General features: G+C 62.9%; 12 protein-coding genes and 1 pseudogene. 2 read left to right on the plus strand and 11 right to left on the minus strand.

All coding sequences use genetic code 11. The annotated features are described in order from the left end of the window. Positions 1–94 precede the first annotated feature (94 nt). A complete protein-coding gene (locus AC0L3X_RS12055; RefSeq protein WP_063980110.1) occupies positions 95–1210 on the plus strand; it encodes an FUSC family protein in 1116 nt (371 codons plus the stop codon). Between the two features lie 4 nt (positions 1211–1214). On the opposite strand, the gene AC0L3X_RS12060 is transcribed toward AC0L3X_RS12055, so the two are convergent. The 7 genes from AC0L3X_RS12060 to AC0L3X_RS12090 all read right to left on the minus strand — a co-directional run bounded on the left by AC0L3X_RS12060 (position 1215) and on the right by AC0L3X_RS12090 (position 8797). Next, on the minus strand, positions 1215–2528 hold the full coding sequence (locus tag AC0L3X_RS12060; RefSeq protein ID WP_283017884.1) for an SMI1/KNR4 family protein: 1314 nt from the start codon (positions 2526–2528) through the stop codon (positions 1215–1217). 143 nt (positions 2529–2671) lie between these two features. Next, positions 2672–3322 carry a 2-hydroxychromene-2-carboxylate isomerase gene (locus tag AC0L3X_RS12065; RefSeq protein ID WP_063980108.1) on the minus strand — a complete coding sequence of 217 codons (651 nt, stop codon included), beginning with the start codon at positions 3320–3322 and terminating at the stop codon, positions 2672–2674. 22 nt (positions 3323–3344) lie between these two features. Beyond that, positions 3345–4739: an MATE family efflux transporter gene (locus AC0L3X_RS12070; protein WP_063980107.1), complete on the minus strand. Its 1395-nt coding sequence runs from the start codon at positions 4737–4739 to the stop codon at positions 3345–3347. Positions 4740–4967: 228 nt separating this feature from the next. Further along, positions 4968–6263, minus strand: coding sequence for a UDP-N-acetylglucosamine 1-carboxyvinyltransferase (murA, locus tag AC0L3X_RS12075; RefSeq protein WP_014491005.1), 1296 nt, complete (start codon positions 6261–6263; stop codon positions 4968–4970). A 354-nt stretch (positions 6264–6617) separates the two neighbouring features. Beyond that, positions 6618–7085: a hypothetical protein gene (locus AC0L3X_RS12080; RefSeq protein ID WP_063980106.1), complete on the minus strand. Its 468-nt coding sequence runs from the start codon at positions 7083–7085 to the stop codon at positions 6618–6620. Positions 7086–7712: 627 nt separating this feature from the next. Further along, entirely contained in the window at positions 7713–8141 is a 429-nt protein-coding gene (locus tag AC0L3X_RS12085) for a hypothetical protein (protein ID WP_199877118.1), read from the minus strand. 161 nt (positions 8142–8302) lie between these two features. Then, positions 8303–8797, minus strand: coding sequence for a hypothetical protein (locus tag AC0L3X_RS12090; protein ID WP_187387846.1), 495 nt, complete (start codon positions 8795–8797; stop codon positions 8303–8305). A 522-nt stretch (positions 8798–9319) separates the two neighbouring features. On the opposite strand from AC0L3X_RS12090, the gene AC0L3X_RS12095 reads away from it, so the two are divergent. Beyond that, positions 9320–9934 carry a MarC family protein gene (locus tag AC0L3X_RS12095; protein ID WP_063980104.1) on the plus strand — a complete coding sequence of 205 codons (615 nt, stop codon included), beginning with the start codon at positions 9320–9322 and terminating at the stop codon, positions 9932–9934. Between the two features lie 213 nt (positions 9935–10147). On the opposite strand, the gene gyrB is transcribed toward AC0L3X_RS12095, so the two are convergent. The 4 genes and pseudogenes from gyrB to AC0L3X_RS12115 all read right to left on the minus strand — a co-directional run bounded on the left by gyrB (position 10148) and on the right by AC0L3X_RS12115 (position 16537). Further along, the gene (gene gyrB / locus AC0L3X_RS12100) at positions 10148–12583 is read right to left on the minus strand and encodes a DNA topoisomerase (ATP-hydrolyzing) subunit B (RefSeq protein WP_063980103.1); all 2436 of its coding nucleotides are present in this window, start codon (positions 12581–12583) and stop codon (positions 10148–10150) included. 282 nt (positions 12584–12865) lie between these two features. Next, positions 12866–13609 carry a hypothetical protein gene (locus AC0L3X_RS12105; protein ID WP_063980102.1) on the minus strand — a complete coding sequence of 248 codons (744 nt, stop codon included), beginning with the start codon at positions 13607–13609 and terminating at the stop codon, positions 12866–12868. Positions 13610–13748: 139 nt separating this feature from the next. Beyond that, positions 13749–13934, minus strand: a pseudogene (locus AC0L3X_RS12110) (hypothetical protein); the annotation flags it as partial. A gap of 164 nt (positions 13935–14098) precedes the next feature. Beyond that, positions 14099–16537 (minus strand): arylsulfatase, encoded by a 2439-nt coding sequence (locus AC0L3X_RS12115; RefSeq protein WP_063980101.1) that lies wholly within the window; start codon positions 16535–16537, stop codon positions 14099–14101. Positions 16538–16596: the final 59 nt, after the last annotated feature.

The following is a 16596-nucleotide window of genomic DNA, read 5'->3' on the forward strand; positions in this document are numbered from 1 at the left end:
GCGGGCTGATTTGGCCTTTCAAGCGGCCTTGGGGCCGCGGGCATCAGCCATGCTTTTGGCAGGCTCCAAGAGGATCGGACCGGGACATTCGACGATGGCATTCGCAAGACAAATGTTCGACCGGATCCGATCACGGCGCACGCAGTTGGGGCTGGCGATCCGGGTCACGGTGGCCGCAGTGGCGGCCTATGCGATCGCCACCGCGCTGCATCTGCTATTGCCGCTCTGGGCCGTGCTGACCTCGCTGATCGTGACCCAGATGAGCGTCGGCCGCTCGCTGAAGGCGACGCGCGACTACGTGCTCGGCACGATCGGCGGCGCCATCTATGGCGGCGCCATCGCGATCCTGATCCCTTATTCCACCGAGGCGGGCCTGTTGGGGCTGCTGGTGCTGGCGGTCGCGCCGCTCGCCTTCGTGGCCGCGATCAACCCAAGCCTCAACGCCGCCACGGTGACCGCGATCATCGTGCTGCTGGTTCCGACCATGCATCATTCAGATCCCCTGGCGTCGGCGATCGACCGCGTCAGCGAGGTCGGGGTGGGCGCCATCACTGGCCTGCTGGTCTCATTCCTAGTGCTGCCGTCCCGCGCCGTGCGGCAGATCCGCGCCAGCGCGGCCACGCTGCTCGAACTGATCGCGGATGCCTTCACCGAACTGCTCGCGGGGCTCACGCGCGGCCGCGACAACGACGCGCTGCACCGGATCCAGGACGGCATCGGCACGGCAATGGTGGGCATGAACGCGATCGGCGCCGAAGCCGAGCGTGAACGCTCCGTGCGACTGTCGAGCGGCCCCGACACCGGCCCGCTGCTGCGCACCGTGCTGCGGCTGCGCCATGACGTCGTGATGATCGGCCGTGCCACGGTGGTGCCGCTGCCGGCCGAGGTGCAGATGCGGCTTGCAGCCCCGCTGACGGAAGTCTCGACCGTGATCGCGCGATTCCTTCGCTCCGCCGCCGCGGCGCTGCGCGAGGGCGCCGGCGCGCCGGCGATCCATCCGGTCCACGTCGCGCTCCAGCATTATGCCGAGGCCGTCGCCGCCGTCCGTCATGACGGCCTGATCCGCGGCCAGCCCGGCGACACCGCCGAGCGCTTCTTTGCCATCGGCTTCTCGCTGGAGCAGATGCACCAGAATCTCTGCGATCTCGATCGCGTCGTCGGCGAATGGTCAGAGGCTTCGACCGACAAGTCCGCGCGCGTGGCGGAGTGATTCTTTAGAGGTCGAAGAAAGCGAGCGCTGCCGCGTCGCGCTGCTCGATGCCGTCGGTCAGCGCCTTCAGCGCGACATCGAAGCCGGGCTGCTTCTGCTCCAACTCCCATGCGCCGTCATGGTCCCACTGAAAGCACTGGCCATGTCGCTCGCCCGGCTCGACATGGAGCAGCAGGCAGCGACTGAGCTGTGATGGCTCGGCGATGGGCACCAGGTGTTTCAGCGACACGCCATACTCCTTGCGGAAATAGGCGCAGGCCTCTTCGAGCTCGTCCTCGGAATGAGCAATGAAGTCGAGGACGTTGCGCAGCTGCGTGGCCAGCTCGTCCGGTGCGTAGAAGCGTAGCTCGGAGGACGATTCAGGCAGCCGTACCAGCAGCTCGGTCTCGCCGCGGCTCAGCAGGAAATTGCGATAATCGTCGGGCAGTTTGACATCGATGGCCTGCTCTGCCGCGCTGACATCCGCTTCGCTGGCCGGCGTGCCGGGCTTCCAGCGCCAGCCCTTTGCGGTCGTGCCTGCCTTGCGCCGGGCTTCATATTCGGCGTAGCCGGGAAACAGCGTGATGACATCGTAGCCGCCGAACCGTGACCATTGATAGGCATCGTCAAAGGCTTCCTCCCGTCGCTCCGGAAAGAAGCCGCAAAGAATCTCGGCACGCTGGAGAATGCGATCATGGTTCGGAGCGATCTTGCAGAGATGCTCGATCGTCGCGAGCGCCGCGACCGGATTTTCCGCGAGAAGATAGACGTCGCTGAGCAATTCGAGGATGCGACCTTCAAGGTCGCCTTCGTACATGGACCAGGCGTAATGCGACTGTCCCGCAGCCCGCCGTGCGCGGAGCGCGTCACGCGCCTGTTCGGCAAAGCGCAGGGTCTGCGTAAAATCTTCGCCTGCGGCCTTGCCGTGATGAGCGGCGAGCCAGAGATACAACGGCTCATGTTCGGCCGGAGTGCCCTTGAGCGCGTCGAGCTGCGCGGCCTGCTCGGCCATCGGCGCGCTGAGCGCCAGGATCATCAGCTCATCGAGCCCCTTCTGCCAGTCCGGCTTGGCTCGCGGATTGGGACCGAGGTCGCGCAGCGTGTAGTTGGTATGATCCGTCTCGACATAGCCGGCTGCGACCAGCTTGGCGACATGGCGGCGGAAAGCCGCTGCGGCGCCGGCGATATCAGGAAATTCCTCGCGCAGGAATTCGTTCGCGTCGGGCTCGCCCTTCCAGTTCATATGAATGCCGATCACCATGGGATCGCTGCCCGGGACCAGCATCAGCTCGCGATCGTCATCGCCGGGTGCGCGGTGGAAGAACTTTGCCAGATACATGCGACCCTCCGAACGCGCCGCCGGGATCGGGGCGCCACGTCTCAGTCGCAGTTTCAGGGAAACCGGTTCATGCCGGCCGGCAAGAGCGTTTTCGAGCGAAGCGGATAGCGGTTCGCGTGAAGAAAACGCGTCCTAAACAACGGTCAGCGCTTTTTCAGGCCCTTAGCCACCATGCGCCAGAGCAGCAGGTCGATGCGGTCCTGGCCGAAGAACGGCTCGTTCTCGAACACGAAGGTCGGCACGCCCCAATGGCCGGAGGCGGCATGGTCCTTTTCGTTCTCGGCGATCACCCGCTCGTAGCGATCGGGGTCGGCACTGATCGCTTCATCCATCGCGGCGAGATCGAAGCCGGCCGCTTCAGTGGCGCGCGCGAGGTGATCGCCTTCGTTCCAGCCCGCCACCGAGCCGTCCCACAGCACGCGCGCGATCGCATCGGTGAATGCGAGCGAGCGGCCTTCGAGCTGCGCCATCGCACCCAGCCGGGTCAGGCGGTGGATGTAGGGCTGCTCGGCCGCAACATCGAACGTCGTCTTGTCCTGCACGATCGGATCGGGCCTCGGAAAGCGGAACGGGATGCCCTCGTGCTGCGCCACGCGCGTGCTGTCGAGCACCACATAGCGAATGAAGTTCGGACTGGCCTTCTTGAAGAAGCCGGGCACGCGGACGGCGAGCGGATAGACCGGCCGCAAATTCACCGCGAGATCGTACTCTTCGACGAGCTTGAGCGTCTTCGGCAGCGCCAGATAGCTGAAGGGACTGCGGTAGGAGTAGAAGAGATCGACGGACAGGGTCATTGCACCGGCTCCATGATCCCGATCATCCCGCCAGTCTGCGCGTCAGCATGCGGAAGCGCAAGATCAGGAGGCCAGCATAGACGAACGTGCCGGTCGAGAACCCGATCCAGACGCCGACCGCGCCGAGCCCGGCATTGAAGGCCAGCACCCAGGCGATGGGAAAGGCGACGCACCAATAGCCGATCGCCGCGAACAGCAACGTCATCCTGGTATCGTTGATGCCGCGCAGCGCGCCGGCCATGATGGTCTGGAGGCCGTCGGCGATGAAGAAGGTCGCTCCGACCAGCAGCAGGGTCGCCGTCAGCTCGACGGTGGCCGCGCTGGCCTCGCTGCTCCCGAAGAACAGCCGTCCGAGCGCGTAGCGGCCGAGGATGATGGCAACGGTCAGGGCCGAGACCAGCGCTACGCCAAGCACCGCCGCGACGAGGCCCGCTCGCCTCACCGCGGCCGGGTCGTCGCGGCCGAAAGCATGGCCGACGCGGACCGTCGCCGCCATGCCGATGCCAAGCGGGACCATGAACAGCACGGCGGTGACCTGGAGCGCGATCTGGTGCGCGGCAAGCGCCGTGGTCGAGATCAATCCCATCAGCAGCGCGGCGGACGAGAACAGACCATATTCCAGCAGCAGGGAAAACGAGATCGGCGCACCGACCGCGATGAGCTGGCGCATCAGGGGCCAGTCGATCCGCCACAGATGGGCGAGCGGGCGGTAGTCCGCGAATGGCTTTCGCCATGCGGCGATGGCGAGCACGGCGAGGAAGGTGCCGAGATTGACGAGCGTGGTCGCGAGCCCCGCGCCGAACAGGCCGAGCTCCGGCAGGCCGAACAGGCCGTGGATCAGGCAATAGACCAGCGCCGCGTTGGCGGGGATCGCTGCAACGGTGATCCACAGCGGCGGCTGCGGCCGGTTCACCGCGCTCATCATGCTGCGCAACGCGATGAAGCCGAGCGCCGGCGCGATGCCCCAGGCCAGCCCGTTCAGATAGCGCTGCGCGAGCGCGGCCGATTGCGGCGCCTGTCCGAGCGCCAGCAGGATGCGCTCGCCATAGAGCGGCGAGGCCATCATCGGCAGCGAGATCAGGAGTGCGATCCACAGGCCGGCGCGCAGGGAGCGGCGGATGCGCTTGACGTCGCCGGCGCCGAACGCCTGCGCGGCCAGCGGCGACACCGCGGCCATCAATCCGAGCCCGAAGGTGAAACTGACGAAATAGACGGTGTGCGCCAGCGCGGCGGCCGCGACCGCATCCTCGCCGAGCCGCCCGATCAGCGCGAGATCGGTCGTGATCATCGCGATCTGCCCGAGCTGCGTCAGCATCATCGGCACGGCCAGCCGCAGCGTCTCGACGAACTCTTCGGCGAGATGGTTTTGCGGCACGCCGGCTTGCGGCTGCGGACGAGGCTGGACGGTGTCGAGCATGGCGGTTGCAATAGCACAGCCGCACGTCGAAAACATGGCCCAGCTCTCGTGTCCCGGACGCGCGAAGCGCGAGCCGGGACCCGGGAGCCAAGGGCGCGGCTCTCAGGAACCGTAGGGTGGGCAAAGGCGCGCTTGCGCCGTGCCCACCATCAGTCCAACGCGGCAACAGAAGCGGTGGGCACGCTACGCTTTGCCCACCCTACGATACTGTGGCGCGGAGAGAACTTCTCAGCCCTTCCTTTCAGGCACGCGCCTGATCTTGGCGCCGAGCGCGTTCAGGCGTTCGTCGATGCGCTCGTAGCCGCGCTCGATCTGGTCGGCGTTGTTGATCGTGGAGGTGCCCTCGGCGCAGACCGCGGCGAGCAGCATCGCCATGCCGGCGCGGATGTCGGGCGAGATCATCGATGCGCCACGCAGGCGGCTGGGGCCGGCGATGATGGCGCGATGCGGATCACAGAGAACAATTCGCGCGCCCATGGCGATCAGCTTGTCGACGAAGAACATCCGCGATTCGAACATCTTCTCGAACATCAGGATCACGCCGTCGCATTGCGTGGCAGTGACGATCGCGATCGACATCAGATCGGCCGGGAAGGCCGGCCAGGGCTGATCTTCCAGCTTCGGCACGTGGCCGCCGAAATCGTCCTGGATCTTCAGCGTCTGGTTCGAGGGCACGATGAGATCATCACCCTCGATGCGGCAGACGATGCCGAGCCGCTCGAACCCCATGCGGATCGAGCGCAGATGCTCGACGCCGGCGCGCACGATGCGAAGCGGGGAGCGCGTGACGGCCGCAAGCCCGATCAGCGAGCCGACTTCGATATGGTCGGGCTGGATCCGGTAGGTCGTGGCGCCCAGCGTCGCCGGTCCATGCACGATCATGGTGTTGGTGCCGATGCCCTCGATTCGCGCGCCGAGCGCGACCAGGAAATTGGCGAGGTCCTGCACATGCGGCTCGGAGGCCGCGTTGCGCAAATGGGTGACGCCGTCGGCGGCGACCGCCGCGACCAGCGCGTTTTCGGTTGCGGTGACGCTCGGCTCGTCCAGAAACACGTCAGCACCGGCAAGCTTTGCCGCGCGGAATTCGAGCCGGTCGGTGGCGGTGACCTTGGCGCCCAGTTGTTCGAGCGCGAGCACATGGGTGTCCAGGCGGCGGCGGCCGATGACGTCGCCGCCGGGCGGCGGCAGCATCACTTCGCCGCAGCGGGCGAGCAGGGGGCCTGCGAGCAGGATCGAGGCGCGGATACGGACGCAGAGCTCGGGGTCGAGGTCGGCGGCGCGGATGCTCTTGGCGTGGATGTGCAGCGTATTGCGGGCGGTCCATTCCGCCGCCGCGCCGACCGAGCGGATCAGCTCGACCAGCGTCTCGGTGTCGCGGATCCGCGGCACGTTCTCCAGCGTCACCGGATGCTCGGTGAGCAGGGCGGCGGCGATGATCGGCAGCGCCGAATTCTTGTTGCCGGACGGCTCGATCGAGCCCGAGAGCCGGTGACCGCCCTCGACAATGTACTGGATGGGCGCCACGGGGTTCTCGCTGTCCTGTTGGGTGGGGTGTTTCGGGCGGAAACTACAGAGAATTGAGCGCGGGAGCAATTGTGCTCGCTGCGGTTAGAGCCAGCCTGTTAGCCCCGAAGAGGCTGCTAGCCCCTCATGGTGAGGAGCGCGGAACGCGCGTCTCGAACCATGAAGGCCCGGACATCTCGCTTGCGACCATCCTTCGAGACGCCCGCTTCGCGGGCTCCTCTGTCCCGTGCTGAGGAGCGGGCTTCAATGCCCCAGGATGAGCCGGTCTCCCGTCCGCCACCGCGCGAGCCATTCTATCCCGCCCGGCGACCTTGAAGTTACAAGGATGAGGATCGGAGCTTGCGGCAAGCGGCCCTAGAACAGGCCGATGTTGTTCGCCACCACATAAAGGACGACGATCAGCATCAGGACGCCCATGGCGAGGAACGATATCTCGATGGCGATGGCGCCGCTGCCGAGCGCGGCCGCGACGCCCGCCAGAAGCCTCTCCTCGCGAAACACGAGCGCGAGCACGGAGAACAGGATGGCGAGCAGGCCGAGCGAGATCGCGCCGATCGAGGATGCCTCCCTCAGCTGGCTTCCCGTCGACTTCTCGCGTGGCGGCGCCTGATACTCGACGCCCTTGACCCGCGCGATCATGCGATCCTTCAGGCGGTGGCCGGTGTCGACAATCACTTTGTCGGCCGGCGGCGGCGGGTAGATCGCGGGTATGACCCAATGCGGCAACACGGCCGCGATCAGCGCCAGCACACCGACGATGCTACCGATCACGCCGAGACGGCGAGAGGGGAGGACAGGGCTGGCAGTTGCGGAACTGGTCATGGCCGCGACGTTTCCCGGCCAGAACGGGCCGATGGGTTCACGCCATTTCGTCGTGATGGCCGCTGGTCGGGTTCATCGGCGGTGTTTCCACAGCGTCATGGCCGAGCATAGCCGTCCAAAGGACGGCGTCGCTTCCGCTCGCCTGTCCCGGCCATCCACGCCTTTGCCCCGATGCACGAAGAACGTGCCCTGGGACAATCCCGGGCATGACGCCCCTTCGTGAATGTGTCTCCACACAAATAACTTTGACACAGTCGCCCGAAATTTCGCAATAGAATCAAGGGTCACTCGACGTGCCGTAAAATAATTCTCTGACTCAAATAACTCAACAGCCTGACTCTAGGAACGCGCTCCAACGCCTAACTCTGACTCTACCGCGTCGGGCGCCGCTTCTGGTTGTATCGACGCCTTTGCAAGGCGGCGCACTGGAACGTCCCGCACTCGGCGGACGCGGGAGGGTATACTTAGGTGGCCATCGAAGGCGTCATTGGCCAAGAAGTTAACGGTCTATCGAGAGTTTGAAGGCCTGCAGGTGCGGACGCCATCAGGTGTTGACCGATGATTAAACGTCATGAGCTCGCTCGATCTAAGCGAACCACGTCGAGCTTCATCAGAATGGCAATTGCGTCATGATTTATCGCGAGCGAATACGACATCGAACCTCTGTTTGGCGACCACCTGATCAAAGACGCCGTTCAGCCGGTCGTTGGCCGCGTCATAATTGAGCGTGTAGGTCGAGCCGTTGTAACCGGCGGCGCGCAACTCGAAGAGCAATTTGAGCGCGTTACCGTCCCTGCTCGCGACCGCGACATGAAAAGGCAATGGTCTCGGATTTGCGTAGCTCGCGTCGAGTTTGCCGTCCGCGTCAACAGCTCGGATGGTGATCACGTAACCTCCCTGGAGACGTACCCAGCGGCCGAGTAGCCTGTCAAATGCCGGTTCAGCTGACGACTGCCTTGCGGCCGTCGTTGCGGATGGCTGCTGAGAAGGCTGCTGCGCCAATGCCGGATTCACGATCAGGGAGAGGCAGAGCATCACAAATGGAATGGGATTCATATTGGTTCGATCCGCTTGGTTGCTTCTTCGTCGATCCCGCCCCATGAACCTTGCTTCCTGCCATGAAGCGCTCAGGCCGCTTTATTTGTAAAGCCCCGGCAGTGGCTCAGATCAGTCGCGCTCCGCTACTAAATCGGGTGACATATTGTAAGGTAAACTTATTATTGCTGCAGAGCATTTTCTACAGTCATTGCGATCCATGCAGAACTCGATAGACCCTGCTTGCGTGCGGTGGCATTGAGCGCGTCGACGACATCCGGCGCAAGTGGAACGTTGACAATGACGTCCAGCCCGCTTTCCAAGCTGTAGACCAACTGCGTGATTTGCCCAGCGAAGCGCCGAACCTTTGCAGCTTTTTCTGCATCAGTCTGCGAGCTTTCTTGAGCGACGATCAGGCAGTAAGCGCCGACAAGATGACTTACAATCTGACTCTTTGCCATACCGTCCCGACGTAGAGTATCGATAGTCGAGTTGAGCCGGCCGAGACTTCCCATCGCGTCAGCGTCGGGAAGAAGGGCCTTCATTCTTTCAAGCTTTGAGGGATCGCTGCTGGTAAAATTGAAAGGACAGTTGAGTTTTTCGATAGCGGCGGAGGGCTCTGGCGAGAGCATGATTCCCAATAGCATGAGGCTTCGCGGCAGTGACATCTTAGTCATGGGATGCTCCGTCATTTGTGAGCCAGACGGAGAGACTGCTACGCTGATCAAGTTAGAGCAATATGCCTGAACCGCGGGACACTCTAACGAAAATTGTCAGGGAGACTGACGCTTGGTGTAGGTGATCACGTGCCACGTCGTTCCTCGAGGACGACCACGGCGGACCTGTAGCGGGTGATGGCGCGTCGCAGCGTTGCAGCCCACTGAAACCGCCTTCGCGAGATTTTCGGGTCGTTCGATTTTCAGCTTTGCAATAAGGTCGCCAAATGAGCCGAGCGCCAAATCGCTCGGCTTGCGAATCAATGACGGATAACTGTCGACGGAGATGTTGGAAAAGTTATTGACACTCTGTGACATCGCACCAAGCTAGCCGTCGTTCTCGACCCGAATGCCAAAGCGATGTTTTCGATCCGACATTCAGCCCGTTTACCGATTTCGCACTGCCAGAGGCTAGGACGCGCGTCAGAATAATCACGCACCCGGCGATTGAGCAAATGCCCCTAGAATTTGTGAGTCGATCGCGTGACAGACCTTCACCAAATTCTGCAAGCGATTGTAACCATTTTGGCCGTTATCAATCCCGTAGTGTGCGGTTCGCTCTTTCTGAGCCTGACGCCGAATCTGACCGCGCCGGAACGACGACGCGAGGCGGCCAAGGTCGCCCTCAACATTCTGATCATATTGATGGGCTCTGCGTTGGTCGGACTCAAGGTTTTAAGCATCTTCGGGATTTCGCTTGACGTGTTCAGGGTCGTCGGCGGAATGATCATCGCGTATATGGGATTCGATATGCTGCGTGGCAGCCATACGGTTGCTCAGGCGCCGCCCGACAATAGCGACGCGGACGTTCAGGGCTCACTTGTACCACTTTTAATGTTTGCAGCCGGTCCCGGAACTATTACGGCCGTGGTCACGTTGGCAGCTGTTCATACGCCCGATGGTTTGCCGGTGACGGCAATCATCGCCGCTGTCGCTGGAGCAGGCGTAACATTTGTGGCGTTGACCCTCGCTGTTCGGCTTGGGCCTCGTCTAGGCCGAGGCACGCAAGCGACAGTCACACGCTTCATGGGGCTCATCGTAGCGTCCATGGGAATGCAATTCGTGCTGGTCGGCCTAAAGGCGTTTCTTGAGACTTAGGGTCACAATCATCGCGTAGCGAACAATCGGCCAATGAGGTGGCGCTCGAGGGCATCCTTCCCGCGGAAAGCTTTCGCTTGTTCGAGCCGTTTTACACCACAAAGGAAAATGGTCTCGGTCTCGGGATGTCAATCTGTTCGACGATAATTGAGGCGCATGGAACGTCATGCCCAGGACAAGCCCGGGCATGACGATCACCCAAAGCCACGAGCCTCAGATATCGATCGTCGCGCTCAGCGAATGTTCCTGGATGAAGTCGCGGCGCGGCTCGACCACGTCGCCCATCAGCTTGGTGAAGATGTCGTCGGCCTCGTCGACTTCCTTGACCTTCACCTGCAGCAGCGAGCGCGCATCGATGTCCAGCGTCGTTTCCCAGAGCTGCTCCGGGTTCATCTCGCCCAGACCTTTGTAACGCTGCAGCGTGATGCCCTTGCGGCCGGCGTCGGTGACCGCTTCGAACAGGTCGACCGGGCCGTAGACCATGTGCTCGATGTCCTTGCGCCGCAGCTTGCCAGGGCGGGCATAAACGTCCTGGAGCTTCACGGTGTATTCGTCGAGCTTGCGGGCTTCGACCGAGCCCAGGAAGGCGGCGTCGATGACGGCGGCTTCCTTGACGCCGCGCACGGTGCGTTCGAACTGGAAGCCCTGGCCTTCCACGTACTGGCCGACCCAGCCGCGCTCGACCTCCTCGGCCTGGTTGTCCAGCCGTCCCGCGATGTATTGTGCCGCTGCGGCGGCTTTCTCGGGATCGCCGTAGATCGCCTTGTTGAGCACGCCGGTGATGGCGGCCTGCTCGATCACCTTGCGATTGTAGCGGCTGTGCAGATTGCGCAGGACGCTGCGGACGGTGCGGGCGTCGTCGACCAGCGAGCGCAAATCGCGGCCGGTGCGATCACCGCCGACGCCGGGAATGAAGACGCAGTCGTCGAGGCCTGTGTCGATCAGATAATCCTCGAGCGCCCGCTCGTCCTTCAGATACTGCTCGGACTTGCCGCGGCTGACCTTATAGAGCGGCGGCTGGGCGATATAGAGGTAACCGCCGTCGATGATGTCGCGCATCTGACGGTAGAAGAAGGTCAGCAGCAGCGTGCGGATGTGGGCGCCGTCGACGTCGGCGTCCGTCATCACGATGATCTTGTGATAGCGCAGCTTCTCGATCGAGAATTCGTCGCTGATGCCGGTGCCGAGCGCGGTGATCAGCGTGCCGATCTGCTCGCTTCCCAGCATCTTGTCGGGGCGGACGCGCTCGACGTTGAGGATCTTGCCGCGCAGCGGCAGCACCGCCTGGAATTCGCGGTTGCGGCCCTGCTTGGCGCTGCCGCCTGCCGAGTCGCCCTCGACGATGAAGAGTTCGGACTTGGCCGGATCCTTTTCCTGGCAGTCGGCGAGCTTGCCGGGCAGCGAGGAGACCGAGAGCGGGCTCTTGCGCGTCAGCTCACGCGCTTTTCGCGCGGCTTCACGCGCGGCGGCGGCCTGGATCACCTTGCCGACGATCATCTTGGCTTCGCTAGGGTGCTCCTCGAACCAGGCCTGGAGCGCCTCGTTGAGGACGTTCTCGACCACGGGACGCACTTCCGAGGACACCAGCTTGTCCTTGGTCTGCGACGAGAATTTCGGATCGGGCACCTTCACCGAGAGAACGGCGGTGAGACCTTCACGGCAGTCGTCGCCGGTCAGCGCGATCTTTTCCTTCTTCGCATTGGCCTCGGCATAGCCGTTGACCTGGCGTGTCAGCGCGCCGCGGAAACCGGCCAGATGGGTGCCGCCGTCACGCTGCGGGATGTTGTTGGTGAAGCACAGCACGTTCTCATGGTAGCTGTCGTTCCACCACAGTGCCGCCTCGACGCCGATGCCGTTGGCCTCCGCGCGCACCATGATCGGCGCCGGCACGATCGCCTTCTTGTTGCGGTCGAGATATTTGACGAACTCCTCGACGCCGCCGGAATAGTGCATCTCCTCGCGCTTCTCGACCGCATGGCGCATGTCTGAGAGCGCGATGTTGACGCCGGAATTGAGGAAGGCGAGCTCGCGCAGGCGGTGCTCCAGCGTCGCGAAATCATATTCGATGTTCTTGAAGGTTTCCGTCGAGGCCTGGAACGTCACCTCGGTGCCGCGCTTGCCCGGCGCGTCGCCGACCACCACCAGCGGTGCGACCGCATCGCCATGGGCGAACTCGATGTAGTGCTCCTTGTTGTCGCGCCAGATGCGCAAGCCGAGCTTGCTCGACAGCGCGTTGACGACGGAGACGCCGACGCCGTGCAGGCCGCCGGAGACCTTGTAGGAATTCTGGTCGAACTTTCCACCGGCATGGAGCTGGGTCATGATGACCTCGGCCGCGGAGATGCCTTCGCCCTTGTGGATGTCGACGGGAATGCCGCGGCCGTCGTCGCGCACCGTGACGGAATTGTCGGCATTGAGCACGACGTCGACGCGCGTAGCGTGGCCCGCGAGCGCCTCGTCGATCGCGTTGTCGACGACCTCGTAGACCATGTGGTGCAGGCCCGAGCCGTCGTCGGTGTCGCCGATATACATGCCCGGGCGCTTGCGGACGGCGTCGAGACCCTTGAGCACGCGGATCGATTCCGCCCCGTAATCGCTTGGATTTGAGGGCTCGTTTTCGGCAGGCGTCTGCCGAGCAGGTTCTGTCATGAGAGGCCTTCGAGATGTCGCCCGAATCAGCGGCGCAAAAGGCGCTGATTTGCAGGCTATTTGTGCCATGAAAGACCGCTTGCGCCTAGCGCAAAGTATCTTCCGGCAACCCTTTGACGAAATAGGGATTTTTTGCCGGTTTTCAAGGCTCCTGGAGGCCGATTCTGGGGCTTGCGAAAAGGGCGATTCGAGGCCCTGTTTTTAGCTCTTGAAGGCGTGGATTTTGCGGGGCGGAGAAGCGCGTTCCCAGGCGCCGTGGCGCCCCGGAACAGGCCACCAGGTTCAGTAGATCTGATCCGGCCTCTTGTCGTCGTCGCCCAAGCTGAGGGACCAGGCCTCGCCTGAGGCCACGGTGATGGTATCGGTGCGCACCGGATAGCCCGACACGACCAGCTTGTAGGAATATTTGCCGGGCGGCAGATCCAGCGTTTGTGGGTGATTGACGCCGCCCGCGATCTTGATGGTCTGATCGTTGATCGTGAGCGAAGCCGTGTCCGGCGCGAGATAGCCGAATATCAGCCGCGCTTGTCCTGCTATCGGCAGGAAATTGGCCTTCGCCGCGGCCTCCGTATTCCGCTGCACCAGGCTGACAATGGTCTCGTCCTGCGCGCGGCCAAGCTTCAGGGTGGCCGGCCCCTTGGGTGAGGCGAAGGCGAGCTGCACATGATCGGCGGCAACCACAGTGCTTTCAGGCCTTTCCTCCCAGCCACGCTTTGCGAGCTCCCTGCGGTAGAAGGCGAGCACATCGCTGAGCTGGGCCTGCACATGGGCTTCGAGTCCGACCCGCAGCGGGATTTCGATGCCGGTCATATGGGTGGTGTTGGAGCTGGAGAAGTTGTGTTGCTTCGGCACCGGCATCTCGGCGTTTGGATCCGCCGGTGTGAGTGCGGCCGAAGTTTGCGGTGACGGGTGCGGCAGCCATCCGCCGGCGCCTGCGGCGACCAGGCCGCCCGCGAGAAGAGCGAGGCCGCACGCGAACAGCCGCCATCGTGCCGGGACCTTCGTTCTGCGCCTCACCGTCGTCATGCCACTCTCCAGGGATGTCGCGCGTTGTAGTCTTCGCGCGATGCAGCGGCTGCGACACAGTCGCCGCCGCCTCCGGACGACTAGTCGCCCCACCAACTGGACAGGTTCAACCTGGCCGTTACAGGCACAGGCGGCGGGATCAATACATCTGAAGCGGCAGCACGTCGTCGCTTGGCCCCACCAGGAGGCCCCAGGCGTCGCCGGCGGCAACGGTCAGGGTTTCGTTGCGAGCGGGCTGCCCGGGCAGGCGCAGCGCGTACTGATACTTGCCGGGCGGTAGATCCAACATCGGGCCTTTCGGCGATTGCGGGCCGCCGGCGCCGGCAACGCATCCAGCGCGCCAAATGAAGAATCCACTGCCGGCACTCCCTTCTATACGCGATGATATTTCGCGCGGGCTTTCGAAGCGGATCCCGCCGAACGATTTCTTAGCGAAGAAGGATGAGTCGTGGCGTTGGGGCCGACATGAATCGCCACGACTTGTCGCGCTCAGTCCCTCGCTCTTTCGAGCGCGTGTCGAATGACCTTTTGCTCATCCTCCGTCATCTGCGTCGCGCCAAGCTTGAAGGTCAGCTTGTCGATCTTGCCGGTGAAACGGAAGGGCAGCTTATAGCTGTCGTCCACCGTCGTGCGGGTGTCGCTGCCGATGTCAAACGTTTCGTCGATGGCCATAAGAAACGGAATCGTGTGCGGGATCGTCTTTGCGGCCACCAGCTTGCCATCGGCCGTCAGTACACCGGTGCCACCCTTACCCGGGCCGGGTCCGTTGTACTTGAAGTCGAATACAATGGTGTGCTTGCCCGGCTTGAGCGCATCGGTAAACAAGTCGCGACCGCCAATGCCGCCTTCCCAGCGGTACCGTTCTAGATCGAGCAGGTTATAGACGAAGACAGGCTTGCCTTTGAGCAGGTAGAGGGCGTATCCGCCAAAGCGACCGCCTAGAGTTGCGATCATTCCTTCCGCGCCGCCCTTAGGAACGGTAACCTCGGCCGTGATCGTGTAATCCTTATTGAGAAGGCTCGGAGCGTTAGCGTCAGGGATGCCAGCGTTCTCACCAGAATATGTGAAAACGGTTCGTCCGGCGGTCGCGCTTGGGCGCGGTGTCACAATGCGGGGCAGGACCGAGTTGTCCAGCGGAAAGACCTGGTATTTCGCCGCCTCCGACAGGAACAACGCTTGCAACTCCTTGAGCTTGTCGGGATTCCTGGCTGCGAGGTCATTGGCCTGCGAGTAATCCTCGGCGATGTTGTAAAGCTCCCACTTGTATTCATTGATCCCCGGCAGCTTGGCGGTGCCCAGAAGCCAGGGAGGCGCAGGCGGCGTCGTACATGCATACCAACCATCGTGATAGATGCCGCGGTTCGCGAACATCTCGAAATACTGCGTGTCGCGCTTTGACGGCGCGTTGGCGTTAGCCTGGTCGAACGTATAGGCCATGCTGACGCCCTCGATGGGCCTTTGCTTGATGCCATTGACGGTGTCGGGAGCCTGAATGCCTGTGGCTTCCAGAATCGTCGGCACGATGTCGATCATGTGATGGAATTGGCTGCGGATGCCGCCGACGTCCTTGATGTGGCCGGGCCATGAGATGGCCATGCCTTGCCGGGTGCCGCCGAAGTGCGATGCCACCTGCTTGGTCCACTTGAACGGGGTGTCGAAGGCCCACGACCACGCCACCGACATATGCGGGTAGGTCTTGTCGGAGCCCCAATCCTCGTAGTGCAGCATCAGCTCGGTTTCGGGCAGTTTCAGAATGCCGTTGTAGGCGGTCATCTGGTTCGGCGTGCCCTCGAGGGTTCCTTCGGCGCTGGTGCCATTGTCGCCGCTGATGTAGATGATCAGGGTGTTGTCGAGTTTGCCCATGTCCTCGACCGCCTGGATGACGCGGCCGATTTCGTAGTCGGTATACGCCGCATAGCCGGCAAACACCTCGGCTTCGCGCGCGTACAATTTCTTCTGGATGAACGAGAGCGAGTCCCACTTCGGCAGCGTATCCGGCCAGGCGGTGAGCTGGGTGTTCGCCGGGATCACCCCGAGTTTCTTCTGGTTGGCGAAGATCTGCTCGCGCAGCTTCTCCCAACCCATGTCGAACTTGCCCTTGAACTTCTCGCTCCATTCCTTCTTCGGCTGATGCGGCGAATGGGTGCCGCCGGGCACGTAGTAGACGAAGAACGGCTTCTCGGGCGCCGCCGCGTTCAGTCCGTTCATGTAGTTGATGGCGTCATCCGCCATGTCGGTGATGAGGTTGTAGCCGGTCTTGCCGACCCATGGAAAAACCTGGCTCGTGTTGCGGAAAAGGTAAGGCGTCCACTGGTCGGTCTCGCCGCCCATGAACCCATAAAAATACTGAAATCCCATGCCGATTGGCCATTGGTCGAACGGCCCGGCTGAGCTGTACAGATAGGTCGGGGTGTTGTGGTTCTTGCCGAACCATGAGGTGGCAAATCCGTTATCCCGCAGAATGGTCCCGATCGTCGCACTTTCCTGGCCAATGACGGAATCGTAGCCCGGATAGCCGGTGGACATTTCACCGATCACGCCAAACCCGACCGAGTGGTGGTTGCGGCCGGTGATCAGCGCTGCCCGCGTCGGCGAGCAGAGCGCTGTCGAGTGAAACTGCGTGTAACGCAGGCCCGCCTTGGCGATGCGATCCATGTTCGGGGTCGGGATCACCCCACCGAAGGTGCCGGTCACGCCATAACCCTGGTCGTCGGTCATGATCAGCAGCACGTTCGGCGCGCCTTTGGGCGGCACAACGGACGGTGGCCAGTATGGCTTGGAGTCCGTGGCATCTTCCTTGATCACGCCTTCGAACTTCGGAGGCTCAGGCGGAAGCTGCTTGCCATCGATGGTTGTCGTGGCGCTCGGCGAACCCGGCGTGCCGGTGGTTTGCTGCGCGAGGCTGGTCGTCTCCAGCGCGCACAGCATAAAAGCGACGGTCAGTGCAGTGCCGCAAAGCAGCAAGTTGCGGTGGTTTAGTAAGCGGC

The sequence above is a fragment of the Bradyrhizobium sp. MI1.7 genome, assembly GCF_055811795.1.